The organism is Micromonospora sp. NPDC047465, assembly GCF_040643125.1.
In the GTDB taxonomy this organism is placed as follows: Bacteria; Actinomycetota; Actinomycetes; order Mycobacteriales; family Micromonosporaceae; genus Micromonospora.
This window is the reverse complement of record NZ_JBEYTP010000004.1, coordinates 195213-213064: the sequence shown is the minus strand read 5'-3', so window position 1 is coordinate 213064 and position 17852 is coordinate 195213. Positions and strand designations below refer to the sequence as shown.

The following is a 17852-nucleotide window of genomic DNA, read 5'->3' as shown; positions in this document are numbered from 1 at the left end:
GCGCGGCGGAGGCGCTCGGCGAACGTCTGGTCGGTGTTCATGGGGCCCGTGGCAGGTGTGGGCATGTGTGGGATCCCCTTGTCCGCGTGGAAGGGTCAGGTCGGGCGCGCGGCGGCGCGGGCGGTGGGCTACCGGCTGGCGGTCATGACACGCTGTTCGACGGCGCGGTCGACGTCCTCGTCCAGCAGGTCCGTGTTGATGGCGAACGCCGCGGTCGAACCCATGCCCGCGGCGACGATGACCTGCGCGCGCGGGTCGATGACGTTGCCGGCGGCCCAGACGCCGGGGACGCTGGTACGGCCGGTACGGTCGGTGGCGACCCGGCCGTTGTCGTCCATGGCGCAGCCCAACTGGGTCAGTAGCTCGTCGCGTGGGACCATGCGGGGAACGACGAAGGCGGCGGCGCGCGGGACGACGAGGCCGTCGGTGGTTTCTATGCCGTGCAGCCGGTCCCCGTCGACGACGAGCTGCTTGATCTCGCCCTCGACCGTGCGCAGGCCGCGCGCCTCCAGCCGTTCCCGGTCCTGAGGCGTCACGTCCAGCGTGTGCGGGAAGAAGACGACATCGTCGCTCCACTGCCGCACCAGCAGGGCCTGGTGCACTGCCCCCGGGTGGGTGCCAAGGACGGCGAGGGGCCGGTCGCGCACTTCGTAGGCGTGGCAGTACGGGCAGTGCAGCAGGTCCTTGCCCCACCGCTCGCGCAGGCCCGGAATGTCGGGCAGCTCGTCCCGCAGCCCCGTTGCGACCAGGACGCGGCGGGCTTTGAGCACCGGCCCGCCCACCATGCGGACGTAGTAGCCGTGGTCGATCTGATCCACCCGCCCCTCGATGAGCCGGACGCCGTACCGGGCGATCTCGGCGCGGCCGAGTTCCAGCAGGGCCGCGGGGGGCAGGCCGTCGCGGGACAGGAAGCCGTGCATGTGCGAGGCGGGGGCATTCCGCGGCTCACCGGCGTCGATCACGGCGACCTCGCGGCGGGCGCGCCCGAGAAGCAGGGCCGCGTTCAGGCCGGCCGCCGCGCCGCCGACAACCACCACGTCGTAGACCCCGTCGGCGGCGGCACGCTGCTCGTCGAACTGCTCGTTCCTTACCTTGATCATGATGATCACCTCCGGGCTCGATGGTGCGCACCCCGGCCCTGAACTGACAACTTCTGTTGCCATTTCTGGAACGCGCGAGGTGGAATGGGGCATGGACAAGGACTCCCCGATCGCCGCGGCGCTGGCCCAGGTCGGCTCTCGCCTCAAACGCATCCGCACCCACCGCAACGTGACCCTGTCCGCGCTGGCCGAGGCCACCGGCATCTCCAAGAGCACCCTGTCGCGGCTGGAGTCGGGCCAGCGCCGCCCGAGCCTGGAGCTGCTACTGCCCATCTCGCAGGCCCATCAGGTGCCACCACGAGTTGGTCGGGGCGCCGGAGGTCGGCGATCCGCGGATCCGTCACACGCCCCGCGTCCGCAACGGCCGCACGGTGGTCCCCCTGACCACCCAGCCGGGGCCCCTGCAAGCCTGGAAGTCGGTCATTCCGGCCGAGCAGAACCGGCCCGAGCTGTGCACGCACGACGGCTACGAGTGGCTGTACGTCCTGTCCGGGCGCCTGCGGCTCGTCGTCGCCAACCACGACCTGGTCATGGAGCCGGGTGAGGCGGCCGAATTCGACACCCGCCTGCCGCACTGGTTCGGCAGCACGGGCGAATCACCGGTGGAGGTCCTCAACCTGTTCGGCCGACAGGGGGAACGCATGCACGTACGCGCCAGGCCCCGCTCCCGCAACTCCGACGGGGAAGACTCCCCTGACGGTCACGGGGCCGTGTAGGTGACCGTCACCTTCTCGTAGCCGAGGGAGCGGAGCAGACCCTCCAGCATCTTGCGGGTGTTCTCCTCGGCCCGCTGGGTGAGGCCGCTGTCCCGGGCGGCGGTGGTGATCCGCTCCTCGGCGAGCTGGTAGACCTGCTGCTGGCGGTTGGGATCGCCGTCCACCAGCTCGCCGATCCGGTTGAGCAGCCCGCGCTCCTCGGCGAAGACGTAGCTCTTCTCCAGGTCGAGGTTGGTCTTGCCGAGCTGCGGCGCCGGCAGCCTGATCTCCACCGACTTGCCGTCGGCCGACTCGACCACCGCGCCCTCGGAGATCTTGGCGAAGTCCACGTACGCCTCGACGCTGCCCGCCCCCACGAAGAGGGTGCGCTGGTTGAGCAGCCAGTCGGGCACGTTGCGCCGGTCGTTCTGGAGGTCCACGACCACCTGGAAGTTGCCCTCGGCGGCGACGTAGCGGCTGAGATCCTGGATCGACTTGAGCAGCGGCGGCTGACTGCGGTCGGTCTGCTCCTTGGCGAACGGGTTGCGGAAGTCCGGCAGGATGCCCGTGGCCTGCACGCCGAGCAGCACCACCACCGCCAGGGCCGCCGCGCCGAGCACCCAGAGCAGGCCGCGGGCCGGCCCGCCGGCCGGCGTCGGCGCGCCCGGCGCGGGCTCGGGTGCGACGTCCGTCCGGGCCTTGAGCTCCTCGCCGGTCGGGTAGCCCGGGAACTCCCTGGTGGGCTCGTTGATGTCACCGTCGCGGGCCATGGCCCTCACCGTCCTCGTCAGACACGTCGTCTGTCATGACGGTAAGGCCCCGGTACGACAGGCGCTCGCCGAGCGGCGCGACCGGCTGCCGGCGCCTCGCGGGAGCCGGCGTGGACACCGGTCGGACGGGCGGAAACCGCAGGTCAGGCGAAGGCCGACAGCCCGGTCAGCCGCTGCCCGATGACCAGTTGGTGGATCTCCGACGTGCCCTCGTAGGTGAGCACGCTCTCCAGGTTGTTGGCGTGCCGCATGACCGGGTACTCCCCCGAGACGCCGTTCGCGCCGAGGATGGTGCGGCACTGCCGGGCGATGGCCAGCGCCTCCCGGACGTTGTTGAGCTTGCCCACGCTCACCTGCTCGGGACGCAGCCGCCCGGCGTCGGCGAGCCGCCCCAGGTGCAGCGCCAGCAGCGCGCCCTTGTTCAGCTCGACGGCCATGTCGGCGAGCTTGGCCTGGGTGAGCTGGAAGCCGGCCAGCGGCCGACCGAACTGGGTGCGCGTGGTGGCGTACTCCAGGGCGGTCTCCAGGCAGTCGCGGGCCGCGCCGAGGGCGCCCCAGACGATGCCGTGCCGGGCCTCGGTCAGGCAGCTCAGCGGCGCCTTGAGCCCGACCGCCTCGGGCAGTCGGGCGTCCGCCGGCAGCCGCACGTCGTCGAGCACGACCTCCCCGGTGACGGAGGCGCGCAGCGACATCTTGTGCCGGATCTCCCGCGCCGTCACCCCGGGCGTGTCCATCGGTACGGCGAAGCCGCGCACGCCGTCGTCGGTGCGCGCCCAGATCACCGCGACGTCGGCGATCGGCGCGTTGGTGATCCACATCTTGGCGCCGGTCAGCACCCAGTCGTCGCCGTCGCGGCGGGCCCGGGTGGTCATCGACGCCGGGTCGGAGCCGTGGTCGGGCTCGGTCAGGCCGAAGCAGCCGATCGCCTCGCCGGTCGCCATCGACGGCAGCCAGCGCTGCTTCTGCTCCTCGCTGCCGTAGCGCCAGATGGCGTACATGGCCAGCGAGCCCTGCACCGAGACCAGGGAGCGGACGCCGGAGTCACCGGCCTCCAGCTCCAGGCAGGCCAGCCCGTACGCGACGGCAGACGCGCCGGCGCAGCCGTAGCCCGTCAGGTGCATGCCGAGCAGGCCGAGCTTGCCGAACTCGACGGCCAACTCCCGGGCGGGCACCTGGCCCTCCTCGTACCAGCCGGCGACGTGCGGGCGGACCCGGTCGTCGACGAGTTGGCGCACGACGGCGCGGATCTGCCGCTCCTCCTCCGTGAGCGAGGAGTCCAGGTCGAGCAGGTCGGTACGGCTCATGGCAGCCACCTTAACGAAGCCTCAGGCGCGGGCGACGGACGAGGCGCGGGCGTCGCGAGGGGTGGCCGTCGGACGCGGCGCGGCGACGCGAGCCCTCGTCACTCGATCGGCTCGGAGAGGACGAGCACCCGGGCGTGGATCTGGTTGCGCTGCTGGAGCGCCGCCCGCAGCGCGCGGTGCAGCCCGTCCTCCAGGTAGAGCCCGCCGTTCCACTGCACCACGTGGGGGAAGAGGTCGCCGTAGAAGGTCGAGTCCTCGGCGAGGAGCTTGTCCAGCGCCAGCTCGCGCTTGGTGGTGATCAACTGGTCCAGGCGCAGGGGCCGCGGCGGGATCTCCGCCCACTGCTTGAGCGTCAGGTTGTGCTCCGGGTAGGGACGCCCGTCCCGGACCGCTCTGAAGATCACGACGGCACGCTCCCCTCCCCCTAGGCCCGGCCGACCCACGCGGGGCCGGGTCGCGGCGTGGCACCGCGACCCGCGGTGCCGATGACCGTGCCAGCGTAGCGGGCTGCGGCACCCCGCGTTCTGCTCCCTGATGTCAGTTTCACTACCCACCGTCCGGTTCTCAACCGGGCGAAACGCCCGGAGCCGGTCAGCTCCACCGCCCGCGCCGGATCACCTCGTCCACCGGACGCCGCCCCCGGCGCAGCGACGGTGACCTGTGGTCCGGCGCCCGGTAACCCACGGTCACCGCCCCGATCGGCTCGTACTCGTCCGGCACGCCGAACGCCTCGCGGTAGGCGTCGAGGCGCTGCGGCGGGATGCCGAAGAAGCACGCCCCCAGCCCCTCGTCCACGGCGGTCAGCAGCATCAGCAGGGCGGCGAAGCCGGTGTCGACGTACCAGTAGGGCACCGGCCAGCGCTCCGCCGAGCGGTCCGCCCAGCCCTTGTCCGGCTCCGCGTACCGCTCCAGGTAGGCCGAGCGGTTCGCGTGCGGCACGACGATCAGCGGGGCCCGGCGCATGCCGGCCAGCCAGCGCTCCCGGCCGCCCCCGCCGGGGGTGGCCGCCGCCCAGAACCGGTCCCGGTCCGCCGGCTCCTCCAGCACCAGGAACCCCCACCCCTGGGCGAAGCCGGCCGACGGCGCGTGGACCGCGTGGTCGAGCAGCCGCTCCACCACGTCGGGCGGCACGGGACGGTCCGGGTCGTAGTTGCGGACCATCCGGCGCCGCCGGACCACCTCGCTGAACTCCATGCGTTCCCCCGCTCAGACCCCGGGCCGTACGCCCCAGACACCCCGCCACGTCGCGCCCGGCTTCAGGGTGATCACGTCCCGGCCGGAGCGGAACGCGTCCGGCGGGCAGGTCATCGGCTCCACCGCGACGGAACGGCGGCACCGCTGCCCGGGAAGCGCGTCGCCGGTGAACACCTGCCACCAGCCGAACTCCCGGTCGGCCCAGATCCGTACGCCCGCCGAGCCGTCCGGGGCGGACAGGGTGACCGTCGAGCCGCCGTCGTCGTCGCGGATCACGTCGCCGAAGGTGAGGTCCAGCCGGGCGCGGCCGATCCGTCGGGGGCTGGTCCAGTCGTACTCGGTGCCGGCGACCTCGCTGGCACCGATCGGCAGCAGCCGGGAGTCCACCTGCAACCGCCTCCGGGCCGGCAGCCGCATCGACAGGTCGTCCACCGCCACCCCGGGCACGCGCAGGTACGGGTGCACGGCGAAGCCGAACGGCGCCGGCTCGGCACCGAGGTTGGTCGCCTCGTGCTCGGCGCGCAGCCCGTCCGGGCCGACGCTCCACCGGGTGCGCAGCCGCAGGGGCCACGGATAGCCGGGCTGCGGCGGCAGGTCGTAGCCGACGGTCACCGCGTCGGGCGACCGGTCCAGCAGCCGCCACGGCACCCAACTGACCAGCCCGTGGATGGCCACACCCCGGTCCGGCTCGCTGAGCGTGAGCTGCAACAACCGGTCGCCGAAGGTGTAGCGGCCGTCGCGGATCCGGTTCGGCCACGGGGCCAGCACCTGCCCGGCGCAGCCGGGGCACATCTCGTCGGCGTCGTACCCGTCGAGGTGGTCGACCCCGTCGTGCCGGTATGTCCGCACCCCGCCGCCCACCTCCACGATGACGGCCTCGTGACCGGCGCCGGAAATGGCCCACTGCGCGCCCGAAGGCGACCGCTGGTCGGGGATGTCCATGCCGGCGACCCTAGCGGTTCGCGCCGTGCGGTCGCTCGCCCCGACCCGGCCGGTCAGCCCCGCCCGGCACCGGACGCCGCCCGGTAGCGCAGCAACGCCGGGAACGCCACCGCGAGCAGCACCGCCAGCGCCGCCGAGATCAGCCCGCCGCTGACCCAGGCGACCCCGCCGCCGAACCCGGCCGCGACCGCCCCGGCCCGCAGGTCACCGAGGCGCGGACCGCCCGCGATGACCACCGTGTTGACGCCCATGAGCCGGCCGCGCATCCGGTCCGGCGCGTAGACCAGCAGCATCGACTGCCGCAGCACCGCGCTGACCAGGTCGGCCGCCCCGGCCACCGCGAGCAGCAGCACCATCAGCCAGAGCTGGCCGGCGAGCCCGGCCGCCGCCACGGCGAGGCCCCAGGCGACCACGGCCGCCACCAGCGCCAGGCCCTGCCGGCGCAGCCGGCCGATCCAGCCGGAGCTGAGCCCGCCGAGCATCGCGCCGAGCGCGATCGCGCTGTAGAGCCAGCCGACGGCCGCCCCGCCGCCGAACCGCTCCTCGGCGATCTCGGGGAAGAGCGCGCGGGGCATGGCCAGCACCATCGCGATCAGGTCGATGGCGAAGGAGAGCAGCAGCACCGGCGTGGTGGACAGGTAGCGCAGCCCGTCGACGATGCTGGCCAGCCCGGCCCGCCGGGGGGTGTCGCCCCCGTCCGGGTCCGGCTCCGGCGGCATCGCCGGCAGCCGGAAGGTGGCCCAGACGGCGACGGTGAACAGCACGGCATCGAGCGCGTACGCGATCGGCAGGCCGACCCCGGTGGCCCAGCGGGCGAAGATCAGGCCCGCGGCCAGCGGCCCGAAGACCGCCGCCGCGGTGTAGGTGGTGAAGTTCAGCGTGCTCGCCGCCGGCACCAGGTCCAGCGGCACCAGCCGGGGCAGGATCGCGTTGCGGGTGGGCGAGCTGATCGCGAAGGCGATCGACTGCACCGCCACCAGCACCAGCAGCAGCAGCGGGCTGCCGACCCCGAGCAGCGCCTGCGCCAGCAGGCCGAGCGTCGACGCCCACAGCACCGCCGAGGTGGCCAGCAGCACCCTGCGCCGGTCGCGTGCGTCGGCCACCGCGCCGCCCCAGAGCCCGAAGACCAGCAGCGGTACGAACGCCGCGATGCCGATCAGCCCGACCCAGAGCGAGTCCTCGGTCAGCGCGTACATCTCCACCGGCACGGCCACGGCGGTGAACTGCATGCCGAACATCGCGATGCCGTTGCCCAGCCACATCCGCCGGTACGCCGGCACGGCCAGCGGGCGCAGGTCGATCGCGAACCGGCGCAGCCCGCGCGGCCGGGGTTCCCTGAGCTGGGTCACGGACCCAGCCGCTCGACGATCCACTCCCCGGCCCCGGCACGCCGGAACCGCAGCCGGTCGTGCAGCCGGCTGGCCCGGCCCTGCCAGAACTCCACGGACTCCGGCCGCACCCGCAGCCCGCCCCAGTGCGGCGGCGCCGGGATCGGCTCGACCTCGGCGAACCGCTCCGCCGCCGCCCGGTACGCCGCGTCCAGCGCCGCCCGGTCGGGGACCACCCGGGACTGCGTGCTGGCCCAGGCGCCGAGCTGGGAGCCGCGCGGCCGGCTGGCGAAGTACGCCTCGGTCTCCGCCCGGTCGACCCGCTCCACCCGGCCGGCGACCACCACCTGCCGCTGCATCGGGAACCACGGGAACACCAGACTCGCGTACGGGTTGGCGGCCGCCTCGGCACCCTTGCGGGAGCCGTAGTTCGTGAAGAAGACGAAGCCCTCCGGGTCGTACCCCTTGAGCAGCACCGTCCGCGCGCTCGGCCGGCCGGCGGCGTCGGCGGTGCCGACCACCATCGCGTTCGGTTCGGGCAGCCCGGCGGCGACCGCGTCGGCGAACCAGCGGTCGAACTGGGTGTGCCAGTCGGCGGCCAGGTCCGCCTCGGAAAGGCCCAGGTCCGCGGCGTACTCGTTACGCATCGCGGCCGGGGGCACTGTGTCGCCCGTCACTTTCTCTCCCTCCCCGTCGACCCGGCCCACGCCCTCCGAGCAGGCCAGGCCGCACCGCCCAGTGTCGCCGACGCGTCCGGGCCGTCCCGGGCGGGGGATGTCGCGTGCAGCACAGTCGCAGCGGGTCGCGGATCCGGTACCCAGCAGGCAAGATGTCACGAACACATCCCTGATGAGGGTCGCCTGGGGCACTCGGCCGGCTGGCCGGTGAGGGCTGGCCGGGCGCACCGAGCAGACCCAGGAGAGATGACATGGCCGATTTCAAACCCGGGCTGGAGGGCGTCGTAGCCTTCGAGACCGAGATCGCCGAACCCGACCGCGAAGGCGGCGCGCTGCGCTATCGCGGGGTCGACATCGAGGATCTGATCGGCCAGGTCTCCTTCGGCAACGTGTGGGCGCTGCTGGTCGACGGGCGGTTCGGCCCGGGCCTGCCGCCGGCGGAGCCGTTCCCGGTGCCGGTGCACTCCGGCGACATCCGGGTGGACGTGCAGTCCGCGGTCGCGATGCTCGCCCCCTACTGGGGCCTCGACCAGCTCCTCGACATCTCCGACGAGCAGGCCCGCGAGGACCTCGCCCGGGTGTCGGTCACCGCGCTGTCCTTCGTCGCCCAGTCCGCCCGCGGCCTCGGCCTGCCGGCGGTGCCGCAGAAGGAGATCGACAAGGCGTCCACCATCGTCGAGCGGTTCATGAAGCGCTGGCGCGGCGAGCCGGACCCGCGGCACGTCAAGGCCGTCGACGCCTACTTCATCTCGGCCGCCGAGCACGGCCTGAACGCCTCCACCTTCACCGCCCGGATCGTCGCCTCCACCGGCGCCGACGCCGCGGCCTGCATCTCCTCCGGCATCGGCGCCCTCTCCGGCCCGCTGCACGGGGGCGCCCCCTCCCGCGTGCTCAGCATGCTGGAGGCGGTCGAGCGCAGCGGCGACGCCGAGGGCTACGTGAAGGGCGTCCTCGACCGGGGCGAGCGGCTGATGGGCTTCGGCCACCGGGTCTACCGGGCCGAGGACCCGCGTGCCCGGGTGCTCCGCCGCACCGCCAAGGAGCTGGGCGCGCCGCGCTTCGAGATCGCCGAGGCGCTGGAGAAGGCCGCGCTGGCCGAGCTGCAGGCCCGTCGCCCGGACCGGGTGCTCGCCACCAACGTCGAGTTCTGGTCGGCCGTGGTGCTCGACTTCGCCGAGGTGCCGGCGCACATGTTCACCTCGATGTTCACCTGCGCCCGGATGGGCGGCTGGAGCGCGCACATCCTGGAGCAGAAGAAGCTCCAGCGGCTGGTCCGCCCGTCGGCCCGCTACGTCGGCCCGGGCAGCCGCAAGCCCAGCGACGTCGAGGGCTGGGACGCCATCCCGCACGGCGTCTGACCGCGTACCTCCGAGGGGCCCCGTCCGCGCGGACGGGGCCCCTCGCGCATGCCCCGTTCTGGCTCATGGTCGGCAGGCCACGGCTGAGGTCGCATTTGTGGCGGATGACTCACGCCCGGGTGTGGGACCAGCGGCCGGATCGGCCGGCCCGGATGGGAGGATGAAGGCCGGCAGTGTCGCCGGACCGGGCCCGGATCCCGGCCGCCCCGCGCGCCCGCGCGCGTCCGCCGTCGATCCGCGCCCACCTGCAGACCGGGCCCGCCATCGCACATGCGGAAGGATCTCGACAACCGTGGCTGACGCACCGACCATCCGGATTCCCGACGACCTCAAGCCCGCCGACGGAAGGTTCGGCTGCGGGCCGTCCAAGGTCCGTCCGGCGGCGGTCTCCGCCCTCGCCGACGTGGCGACCAGCTACCTGGGCACCTCCCACCGGCAGAAGACGGTCCGCGACCAGGTCGCCCGGCTACGCCGTGGCATCGCCGAGTTCTTCTCCCTGCCCGAGGGCTACGAGGTGGTGCTCGGCAACGGCGGCACCACCGCGTTCTGGGAGGTCGCGACGTTCGGCCTGGTCCGGGACCGGGCGCAGTTCGCCAGCTTCGGCGAGTTCGGCGCGAAGTTCGCCAAGTCCGTCAAGGACGCCCCCTTCCTCGGCGAGCCCACCATCCGCAAGTCGGAGGCCGGCACCGCCCCGAGCCTGGTGGCCGAGGCGGGGGTCGACGTCTACGCCACCCCGCACAACGAGACGTCGACCGGCGTCGCGGTGCCGATCAGCCGGGTGGCCGGCGCCGACCCGGGATCGCTGCTGCTGGTCGACGCCACCTCCGGCGCCGGCGGGCTCGACGTCAACGTCGGCGAGACCGACGTCTACTACTTCGCCCCGCAGAAGTGCTTCGGCTCCGACGGGGGCCTCTGGCTGGCCCTGATGTCCCCGGCCGCCTTGGAGCGGGCCGGCGAGATCAAGGCGTCGGGCCGCTACATCCCGGCCTTCCTCGACCTGGTCACCGCGATCGACAACTCGCGGCTGGAGCAGACCTACAACACCCCGGCCCTGGCCACCATCTTCCTGGCCGCCGAGCAGACCGACTGGATGAACGCGCAGGGCGGGCTGGCCTGGGCGGCCAAGCGCACGGCCGAGAGCGCCGCGATCGTCTACGGCTGGGCGGAGCGCTCCGAGGTGGCGACGCCGTTCGTCGCCGACCCGGCGCTGCGGTCCAACGTGGTCGCCACCATCGACTTCGCCGACGGGGTCGACGCCACCGCGATCGCCAAGGCGCTGCGCGCCAACGGCATCGTGGACACCGAGCCCTACCGGAAGCTGGGCCGCAACCAGCTGCGGGTCGCGCTCTTCCCGGCCGTCGAGCCGGCCGACGTCGAGGCGCTGACCGCGTCCATCGACTACGTGGTCGAGCGACTCTAGGTCGCCGTCACGTTCGGTGGCCGCCGGCCCGTACGGCGGCCACCGAACGTGATCATCGCCGCAGCTCAGTCGCGACATGCGGGTGTCGCATCCCCCACCTCGGGGAAGATGCGCGTACGGTGGTGCGAGACGCCCGGGTGGCCGGCTCGTGGCGTGACGGCCAGCGAAGCGGGACGGAGGCAACGCTATGCGCCCAGTACGCTTCGTCGCCCTCTCCGAGGACGGCCAGGCCCTGGTGCTCGCCGACGAGGTCGGGCGACTGCTCGCCCTGCCCATCGACGAGCGCATCGCCGGCGCGCTGCACGCCGAGCCCGGCGCCCCGCCGCTCACGGTGGCCCCGACCGCCGCCGACCCGGTGCCCTCACTGTCCCCACGCGACATCCAGGCCCGGATCCGCTCCGGCGAGTCCGCCGAGGACGTCGCCCGGATCGCCGGCGTGCCGGTCGACCGGGTGCTGCGCTACGCCGGCCCGGTGCTCCAGGAGCGGGCCATGCTCGCCCAGCACGCCCGGCGCACCCGGCTCAAGGGCGCGGAGAAGCCGACCCCGCTCGCCGAGGTCGTCAACGGCCGGCTGGCCCAGCACGGGATCGACACCGAGAAGATCTCCTGGGACGCGTGGCGCCGCGACGACGGCACCTGGCGGATCGTCGCGACCTGGCCGTCGGGCAAGGCGACCGCGCAGGCGGTCTGGGATCTCGACAAGACCCGGCAGGCGGTCACCCCGCACGACGACATGGCGCAATACCTCTGCGCCGAGCGGCCCACCCCGATCCTCGGTCAGGAGCCGGCGCCGGAGCGGGGCGGTCACGCGCTGCCCGGCCCGTCGCGCGGCGAGCCGAGCCGGGGCGGGCACGGCCTGCCTGCGCCGGCCGAGCACAGCCGGCCGGGCCGCGACCCGATCCGGGCCGGGCGGGACGCCCTGCTCGCCTCCCTCGACCGTCCGCTCGGCTCGACCTCGGGCCGCGGGCTCGACCCGCGCTCCCCGGCCGCCCTGGCGGGGCAGGACGCGCCCCGGCAGCGGCCGGTCAGCGGCGGCGCGGCGGCGCTGCTCGGCGGCGGGCAGGGTTCCGCGTTCGACGACGACTCGGACGCGCCCAAGGAGGTGCCGGCCGTGCCGTCCCTGGCGGTGCTCCGGCCTCGCCGCACGGGCGCGCCGGCTGCCTCGGCCGCCGATTCGGCCGAGGCCGGGGGCAAGCCCCGCAAGCGCCTGCCGAGCTGGGACGACGTCCTCTTCGGCAGCGGGCCGGCGGCCCGCGAGTCCTCCTGACGCGTCGACTCCGGCGGAGCGTTCGCCGGAGTCGACGCGAGGCACTCGAAGTGCCGCCGTGGCAGGGTGACCGTATGGAGTACACGAACCTGGGCCGCACCGGCCTCTCGGTCAGCCGCCTCTGCCTCGGCACGATGAACTTCGGGCCGCAGACGACCGAGCCGGACAGCTTCGCGATCATGGACCGGGCCCTCGAACACGGCATCAACTTCTTCGACACCGCCAACGTCTACGGCTGGCAGACCGGCGAGGGGATCACCGAACAGATCATCGGCCGCTGGTTCGCCCAGGGCGGCGGCCGGCGGGACAAGGTCGTCCTGGCCACGAAAGTCTACGGCAAGATGGGCGAGTGGCCCAACGAGCAGGGCCTGTCCGCCCGGCACATCGTCCGGGCCTGCGAGGACTCGCTGCGCCGGTTGCAGACCGACACCATCGACCTCTACCAGATGCACCACGTCTCCCGGGCCACGCCGTGGGAGGAGATCTGGCAGGCCATGGAGACCCTGGTCGCCCAGGGCAAGGTGCTCTACGTCGGGTCGTCCAACTTCGCCGGGTGGCACATCTCCGTGGCGCAGGAGGCGGCGGCGAAGCGCCACTTCCTCGGCCTCGTCTCGGAGCAGTGCATCTACAACCTGCTCACCCGGCACGTCGAACTCGAGGTGGTGCCCGCCGCGCAGCACCACGGGCTCGGCATCATCCCGTGGTCGCCGCTGCACGGCGGGCTGCTCGCCGGGGTGCTGCGGAAGATGGCCGAGGGCGGGGCCGCGCGCGGCGCCAGCGGCCGCTCGGCCGACGCGCTGGCCGCGCACCGGCCGACCATCGAGGCGTACGAGAAGCTCTGCGGCGAGCTGGGGCACGACCCGGCGGACGTGGCGCTCGGCTGGCTGCTGTCCCGGCCGGGGGTGACCGCCCCGATCATCGGGCCGCGCACCGCCGACCAGCTCGACCGCTCCCTGGGCGCCCTGACCGTCAGTCTCGACGAGGACGCCCTCGCCCGGCTCGACCAGCTCTTCCCGCCCGTCGGCAACGGCGGCCCCGGCCCGGAGGCCTGGGCCTGGTAGCCACGCGCCATTGGAGCCGGCGGCGGGCGACCGCCGGCTCCACGGGTGGACGCCGCCGCCGGGGCCCGCGGCGACCTCCCCCGGGCCGGCGCGGCCGGGCGGTCAGATGGGCCAGGCGGCCAGGCGGTCGTAGGTGGGGCGGGGGCCGGGGTGGCTGCGCATCAGCACCATCTCGGCGGCCGGCCACGCCGGGCCCTCGTAGCCGTCCAGGGTCGCCAGGTCCGCCGCCACGTCGACGTCGGGCACCCGGTCACCGGGTCGGGCGACCGTCAGGTGCGCGCGGAACGGCTTCTCGTCGTGTGGCAGGCGGGCGTGCCGCAGCCGGGAGCGGATCAGCCGGGCCAGTATCTGGAGCTGCTCCACCTCGCCCCGCAGGTCGACCCAGAGCACCGTGAACCGGCCCCGCCCGAAGCGCCCGCCGCCGGCGATCCGGAGCCGGGGCGCGGCGGAACGGCCCTCCCGGGACCACTCGGCGGCCAGCCCCAGCGCGCTCTCCACCTCGACCAGCCGGTCCGCCTCGACGTCGCCGAGGAAGGCGAGGGTGACGTGGGCGGTGGCCGGGTCGGCGAGCCGGACGTTGATCCCGGAGGCGGCCGCCGCGCCGACCCGCAACCGGGCGACCTGCGCGCCGAGGTGCGCGATCGCCTCCGGCGGCGGGTAGACCGCGACGAAGAGCCTCACGCCGGCCCGCCGCTCAGTGGTGGCGCTGCCGGTGACCGGCCCGGGCGGCGGGCAGGGTCAGCCCGGCGGCGTGCAGGAGGCCCTCCACCCGGACCCGCTCCAGCTCCAGGTCGACGCCCTCCAGCTCGGTCAGGTGCTCGGTGATGCCGAGCGCCCGGCAGGCCAGCCGGAGCCGGTCGTCGTACGCCCGGAGCACCGTGCCGTGCCAGACCGGCTGCCGGCCGTCGGTGCTGGCGCCCTGGCCGCGCAGGCGCCGCAGGTCGGCGGCGAGTTGCTCCAGCGGGCGCCGGTCGGGCCGGTCGAAGTCGGTGAGGTCGATGTCGCGGGTCAGCGCGTCGGCCTCGACGGCCCGGTCCAGCCGGGCGATGGTGCGCCGCTCCCGCCGGCGCTCACGCCACTCGGCCCACCCACAGGCGACCCGATCGATGATCTCGTCGGCGCAGAAGACCGCGGCGATCACCGCCGGCAGGCTGGCCACGCCCACGAAGGCCAGGACCAGCAGCACCCCGCGTCCGACCTCCACGCATCGACGCTAAGCCCGATCCCCCCGGGCCGCCACCGGATTGGCCGCATCCACGCCATCCGCAGGATGGGACGGATCGTCCCACCCCGGGCGGCGAGGGCGGTCAGCAGTCGGTGGAGGTGACGTAGAAGCGCGGCATAGGCAGGATGCGGAAGCGCAGCCGGGCGCCGGCGCGGCGGAGCTGCCAGGTGAGCGCGATCAGGGCGGTGGCCAGCGAGACGAGCCCGCCGATCCAGATGCTGGCGCCCGCGCCGTAGGTCTCCGCCACCCAGCCGATCAGCGGCGCGCCGACCGGGTTGGTGCCGAGGAACACCAGCACCCACAGGGCCATCACCCGGCCCCGGAAGGCGGCGTCCGTGCCGAGCTGGACCCGCTGGTTGGCGGCCTGGGCGAAGAACACCATGAAGAATCCGGTGGGCAGCAGGAGCGCCACCACCATCCAGTACGCCGAGGCGAGCCCGACCAGGGTGCCGAAGCTGGCGCAGCCGACCGCGGCGCCGAGCACCACCCAGACCGACGGGCGGCTGCGCCGCCCGGTGCCGGCCAGCGCCCCGACCAGCGCGCCGACCGCCAGCGCGGTGCTGAACAGCCCGAACGAGGCCGCCCCGGTCTGGAACACGGTCTTGGCGAGCGCGGCCAGGGTGAGCTGGAAGTTGAACAGCGACATGCCGATCACCGACATCACCGCCATCGGCAGCAGCAGGTCGGGGCGGCGCCAGACGTAGCGCAGGCCGTCGACGACCTTGGCCGAGGCCCGCTCGTCGCGCGGCGGCAGCGCCTCCCGGTGCAGCTCGGCCGGGCGCATCCGGACGACGTTGACCAGCGGGGCGATCGAGCTGAGCGCGGTGAACAGGAAGACCGGCCCCACGTCGAACGCGGCGATGGCCAGGCCGGCGACGGCGGGCCCGACGATCCGGGCGGAGTTGAACACGGCCGCGTTCAGCGAGAGCGCGTTCGGCAGCAGCGACGTGCCGACCAGCTCCGAGACGAACGCCTGCCGGACGGGGGTCTCCACGGCGTTGGCGACGCCGAGCAGGGCCGCGAACGCGAAGACGTGCCAGAGCTGCACGAGGCCGGTGATCACCAGCAGGCTCATCGCGAGCGCCAGCACGGTCCAGAACGCGTTGGCGACGAAGAGCAGCATCCGCTTGTCGTAGCGGTCGGCGAGCCGCCCGGAGAGCAGGGTGAGCAGCAGGACGGGAGCGAACTGGAGGGCGGTGACCACGCCGAGCGCGGTGGCGGAGTTGTCGGAGAGCTCGAGGACCAGCCAGTCCTGGGCGATGAACATCATCCAGACACCGATCAGCTTGATCAGTTGCCCGGATGCGAAGAGCCGGTAGTTGCGGACCTGTAGGGACTGGAACATCGTGCTCAGCTTCGCCTGCACTCTTTGTGCGCCTCCTCGCGGTCGTACGCGTCATCGACGGCGGACGGCGCGGTGGTGCGAGGCGCGCGGGTCAGGCGCGGGCGAGCTGCTGAAGGATCTCGGCGGCTTGCCGCAGGGTGTCCCGTTCTGCTTCGGTCAGCTCGGCCAGCCGGTGGGCCAGCCACTCGTCGCGGACGCGCTCGAACTGGTCGAGCACCGCCCGTCCCCCCTCTGTCGCCGCGAGGATGACCTGCCGGCCGTCGGTCGGGTGGGGGGTGCGCTGCACGAGGCCGCGCTCCTCCAACTTCGCGACGATCTTGGTCATCGTCGGCGGCTGCACCCGTTCGACGTCGGCCAGTTCCCGGGGCGTCAGCGCGCCCGCCAGCTGGAGGCTGGTGAGCGCGGAGAGCTGGGTGACCGTGAGGTCGCCGACCGGCCGGGCCTGGCGGACCCGTCGGTTGAGTCGGGTGATCGCATCACGCAGCTGTGGTGCGAGCTGCGCCGGTGGCACGCGTTTCGCCGTCACCGTCCGCTCCGTCACGATAGTTAGCTTAACTAATGAGCCTGGCTAATGAGCTGCGATATGACCACGGTCACGAGAAGTCTGCCCTGCTCCGGGCCGGCTACCCGATTCGGTCACCGGCCCGGAGCGGAGGGTGGTCAGAGCACCAGGGACTCGATCGGCCCGCGCAGGAAGTACAGCACGAAGAGGGCGGCCACCCCGTACAGCAGGGGGTGGATCTCCCGGGCCTTGCCCTTGGCGAGCTTCACCACCACGTACGTGATCAGGCCGGCGCCGATGCCGTTGGAGATCGAGTACGTGAAGGGCATCAGGACGATCGTGAGGAACGCCGGGATGGCGATCTCGTAGTCGGACCAGTCGATCGTCCGCACCGCGGTCATCATCAGGAAGCCGACCACCACCAGCGCGGTGGAGGCCGCCTCGAACGGCACCACCACGACCAGCGGCGCCAGGAACATCGCCAGCAGGAACAGGGCGCCGGTGACCAGGTTGGCCACGCCGGTGCGGGCGCCCTCCGCCACACCGGCGGCGCTCTCGATGTACGACGTGTTGCTCGACGTGCTCGCCACACCGCCGGCCGCCGCCGCGATCGAGTCGACCAGCAGGATCTCCTTGGCCCGCGGCGGGGTGCCCCGCTCGTCGAGCATGCTCCCCTCCTGCCCGACCGCGACCATCGTGCCCATGGTGTCGAAGAAGTCCGTGATCAGCAGGGTGAACACGAACATGAGGACGACGAGCCAGCCGGCCCGGCTCCACGAGTCGAACACGTTGAAGTTGCCGAGCAGCGACAGGTCCGGCACGTCCAGCCAGGTCTTCGGCAGCTCGGGGACGTTCAGCGCCCAGCCCTTCGGGTTCGGCTTGCCGTCGACGAAGGACGGCCCGATGTTCGCCACCGCCTCGACGACGACCGCCAGCACGGTGGAGCCGAGGATGCCGATCAGGATCGCGCCCTTGACCCGGCGCACCAGCAGCACCACGGTCAACAGCAGGCCCACCACGAAGACCAGCATCGGCCAGCTGCCGAGGGTGCCGTCGAAGCCCAGGCCGACGGGGACGGTGGTGTTCGCCGAGTCCGGGACGCGGCGGACGAAGCCGGCGTCGACCAGCCCGATGATGGTCAGGAAGAGGCCGATGCCGACGCCGATCGCCGTCTTCATCTGCGTCGGCACCGAGCGGAACACCGCCGTGCGCAGGCCGGTCAGCACCAGCACCGCGATGATCACACCCTCGATCACCACGAGGCCCATCGCGTCCGCCCAGGTCATCTCCGGGGCGATCTCGTACGCGACCAGCGCGTTGACGCCGAGGCCGGCGGCGAGCGCGATCGGGAACCGGCCGACGACGCCCATCAGGATCGTCATCAGGCCGGCGACCAGGGCGGTCGCCGCAGCGAGGGCGGGGATGGGGAGCTTCTGGCCGTCGCCGTCGACGGCACCACCGATGATGAGCGGGTTGAGCACCACGATGTACGCCATCGTGAAGAAGGTCGCCAGGCCACCGCGCACCTCGCGGCTCATCGTCGAGCCACGGGCGGAGATCTCGAAGAACCGGTCGAAACCGTTACGCGGGCGAGCCGGATCGGGTGGTGTGCCGTTGTCGGGTGGGGCTACTGCCATCAGGTCCTCGCAGGTGATCTTCCGTTG

17 protein-coding genes and 1 pseudogene are annotated in these 17852 nt (G+C 73.3%); 5 read left to right on the top strand and 13 right to left on the bottom strand.

Annotation, left to right across the window (positions count from 1 at the left end; genetic code table 11):
- Positions 1 to 128 precede the first annotated feature (128 nt).
- Entirely contained in the window at positions 129 to 1100 is a 972-nt protein-coding gene (locus ABZ793_RS06650) for an NAD(P)/FAD-dependent oxidoreductase (protein ID WP_357452922.1), read from the bottom strand.
- A gap of 91 nt (positions 1101 to 1191) precedes the next feature.
- Here ABZ793_RS06650 and ABZ793_RS06645 point away from each other — a divergent pair.
- Positions 1192 to 1816 (top strand): annotated as a pseudogene (locus tag ABZ793_RS06645) (XRE family transcriptional regulator).
- On the opposite strand, the gene ABZ793_RS06640 reads toward ABZ793_RS06645, so the two are convergent.
- The 7 genes from ABZ793_RS06640 to pdxH all read right to left on the bottom strand — a co-directional run bounded on the left by ABZ793_RS06640 (position 1801) and on the right by pdxH (position 7980).
- On the bottom strand, positions 1801 to 2565 hold the full coding sequence (locus ABZ793_RS06640) for a DUF4230 domain-containing protein (RefSeq protein ID WP_350701696.1): 765 nt from the start codon (positions 2563 to 2565) through the stop codon (positions 1801 to 1803). The pseudogene ABZ793_RS06645 and the gene ABZ793_RS06640 overlap by 16 nt on opposite strands.
- Positions 2566 to 2708: 143 nt before the next feature.
- Positions 2709 to 3869 (bottom strand): acyl-CoA dehydrogenase family protein, encoded by a 1161-nt coding sequence (locus ABZ793_RS06635; RefSeq protein WP_357452919.1) that lies wholly within the window; start codon positions 3867 to 3869, stop codon positions 2709 to 2711.
- Between the two features lie 98 nt (positions 3870 to 3967).
- Positions 3968 to 4273: a type II toxin-antitoxin system VapB family antitoxin gene (locus ABZ793_RS06630; protein ID WP_007454850.1), complete on the bottom strand. Its 306-nt coding sequence runs from the start codon at positions 4271 to 4273 to the stop codon at positions 3968 to 3970.
- A gap of 187 nt (positions 4274 to 4460) precedes the next feature.
- Entirely contained in the window at positions 4461 to 5063 is a 603-nt protein-coding gene (locus ABZ793_RS06625; RefSeq protein WP_357452916.1) for a nitroreductase family protein, read from the bottom strand.
- Between the two features lie 12 nt (positions 5064 to 5075).
- Positions 5076 to 6005: an aldose 1-epimerase family protein gene (locus tag ABZ793_RS06620; protein WP_357452913.1), complete on the bottom strand. Its 930-nt coding sequence runs from the start codon at positions 6003 to 6005 to the stop codon at positions 5076 to 5078.
- A gap of 53 nt (positions 6006 to 6058) precedes the next feature.
- Entirely contained in the window at positions 6059 to 7354 is a 1296-nt protein-coding gene (locus tag ABZ793_RS06615) for an MFS transporter (RefSeq protein ID WP_357452910.1), read from the bottom strand.
- Complete coding sequence (gene pdxH, locus ABZ793_RS06610) at positions 7351 to 7980, bottom strand: pyridoxamine 5'-phosphate oxidase (RefSeq protein WP_357453187.1); 630 nt, start codon at positions 7978 to 7980, stop codon at positions 7351 to 7353. Before pdxH ends, ABZ793_RS06615 begins: the two co-directional genes overlap by 4 nt.
- A gap of 281 nt (positions 7981 to 8261) precedes the next feature.
- Between pdxH and ABZ793_RS06605 the strand changes: the two genes are divergently transcribed.
- The 4 genes from ABZ793_RS06605 (at position 8262) to ABZ793_RS06590 (ending at position 13116) form a co-directional block, all read left to right on the top strand.
- Entirely contained in the window at positions 8262 to 9368 is a 1107-nt protein-coding gene (locus ABZ793_RS06605) for a citrate synthase 2 (RefSeq protein WP_350685273.1), read from the top strand.
- 292 nt (positions 9369 to 9660) lie between these two features.
- Entirely contained in the window at positions 9661 to 10788 is a 1128-nt protein-coding gene (gene serC, locus ABZ793_RS06600) for a phosphoserine transaminase (RefSeq protein ID WP_350685275.1), read from the top strand.
- Between the two features lie 187 nt (positions 10789 to 10975).
- Positions 10976 to 12055, top strand: a complete 1080-nt coding sequence (gene sepH / locus ABZ793_RS06595; RefSeq protein WP_357452906.1) for a septation protein SepH — start codon at positions 10976 to 10978, stop codon at positions 12053 to 12055.
- A gap of 74 nt (positions 12056 to 12129) precedes the next feature.
- Positions 12130 to 13116 (top strand): aldo/keto reductase, encoded by a 987-nt coding sequence (locus tag ABZ793_RS06590; protein WP_357452903.1) that lies wholly within the window; start codon positions 12130 to 12132, stop codon positions 13114 to 13116.
- A 102-nt stretch (positions 13117 to 13218) separates the two neighbouring features.
- Here ABZ793_RS06590 and thpR read toward each other — a convergent pair whose 3' ends face one another.
- The 5 genes from thpR to ABZ793_RS06565 form a co-directional block, all read right to left on the bottom strand.
- Positions 13219 to 13797, bottom strand: a complete 579-nt coding sequence (thpR, locus tag ABZ793_RS06585) for an RNA 2',3'-cyclic phosphodiesterase (protein ID WP_357452900.1) — start codon at positions 13795 to 13797, stop codon at positions 13219 to 13221.
- Positions 13798 to 13810: 13 nt separating this feature from the next.
- Complete coding sequence (locus tag ABZ793_RS06580; protein ID WP_350701714.1) at positions 13811 to 14320, bottom strand: hypothetical protein; 510 nt, start codon at positions 14318 to 14320, stop codon at positions 13811 to 13813.
- 103 nt (positions 14321 to 14423) lie between these two features.
- Positions 14424 to 15707, bottom strand: coding sequence for an MFS transporter (locus tag ABZ793_RS06575; RefSeq protein WP_357452896.1), 1284 nt, complete (start codon positions 15705 to 15707; stop codon positions 14424 to 14426).
- 70 nt (positions 15708 to 15777) lie between these two features.
- Positions 15778 to 16227 carry a MarR family transcriptional regulator gene (locus tag ABZ793_RS06570; protein ID WP_350701717.1) on the bottom strand — a complete coding sequence of 150 codons (450 nt, stop codon included), beginning with the start codon at positions 16225 to 16227 and terminating at the stop codon, positions 15778 to 15780.
- Positions 16228 to 16346: 119 nt separating this feature from the next.
- A complete protein-coding gene (locus tag ABZ793_RS06565; RefSeq protein ID WP_357453184.1) occupies positions 16347 to 17825 on the bottom strand; it encodes an NCS2 family permease in 1479 nt (492 codons plus the stop codon).
- Positions 17826 to 17852 lie beyond the last annotated feature (27 nt).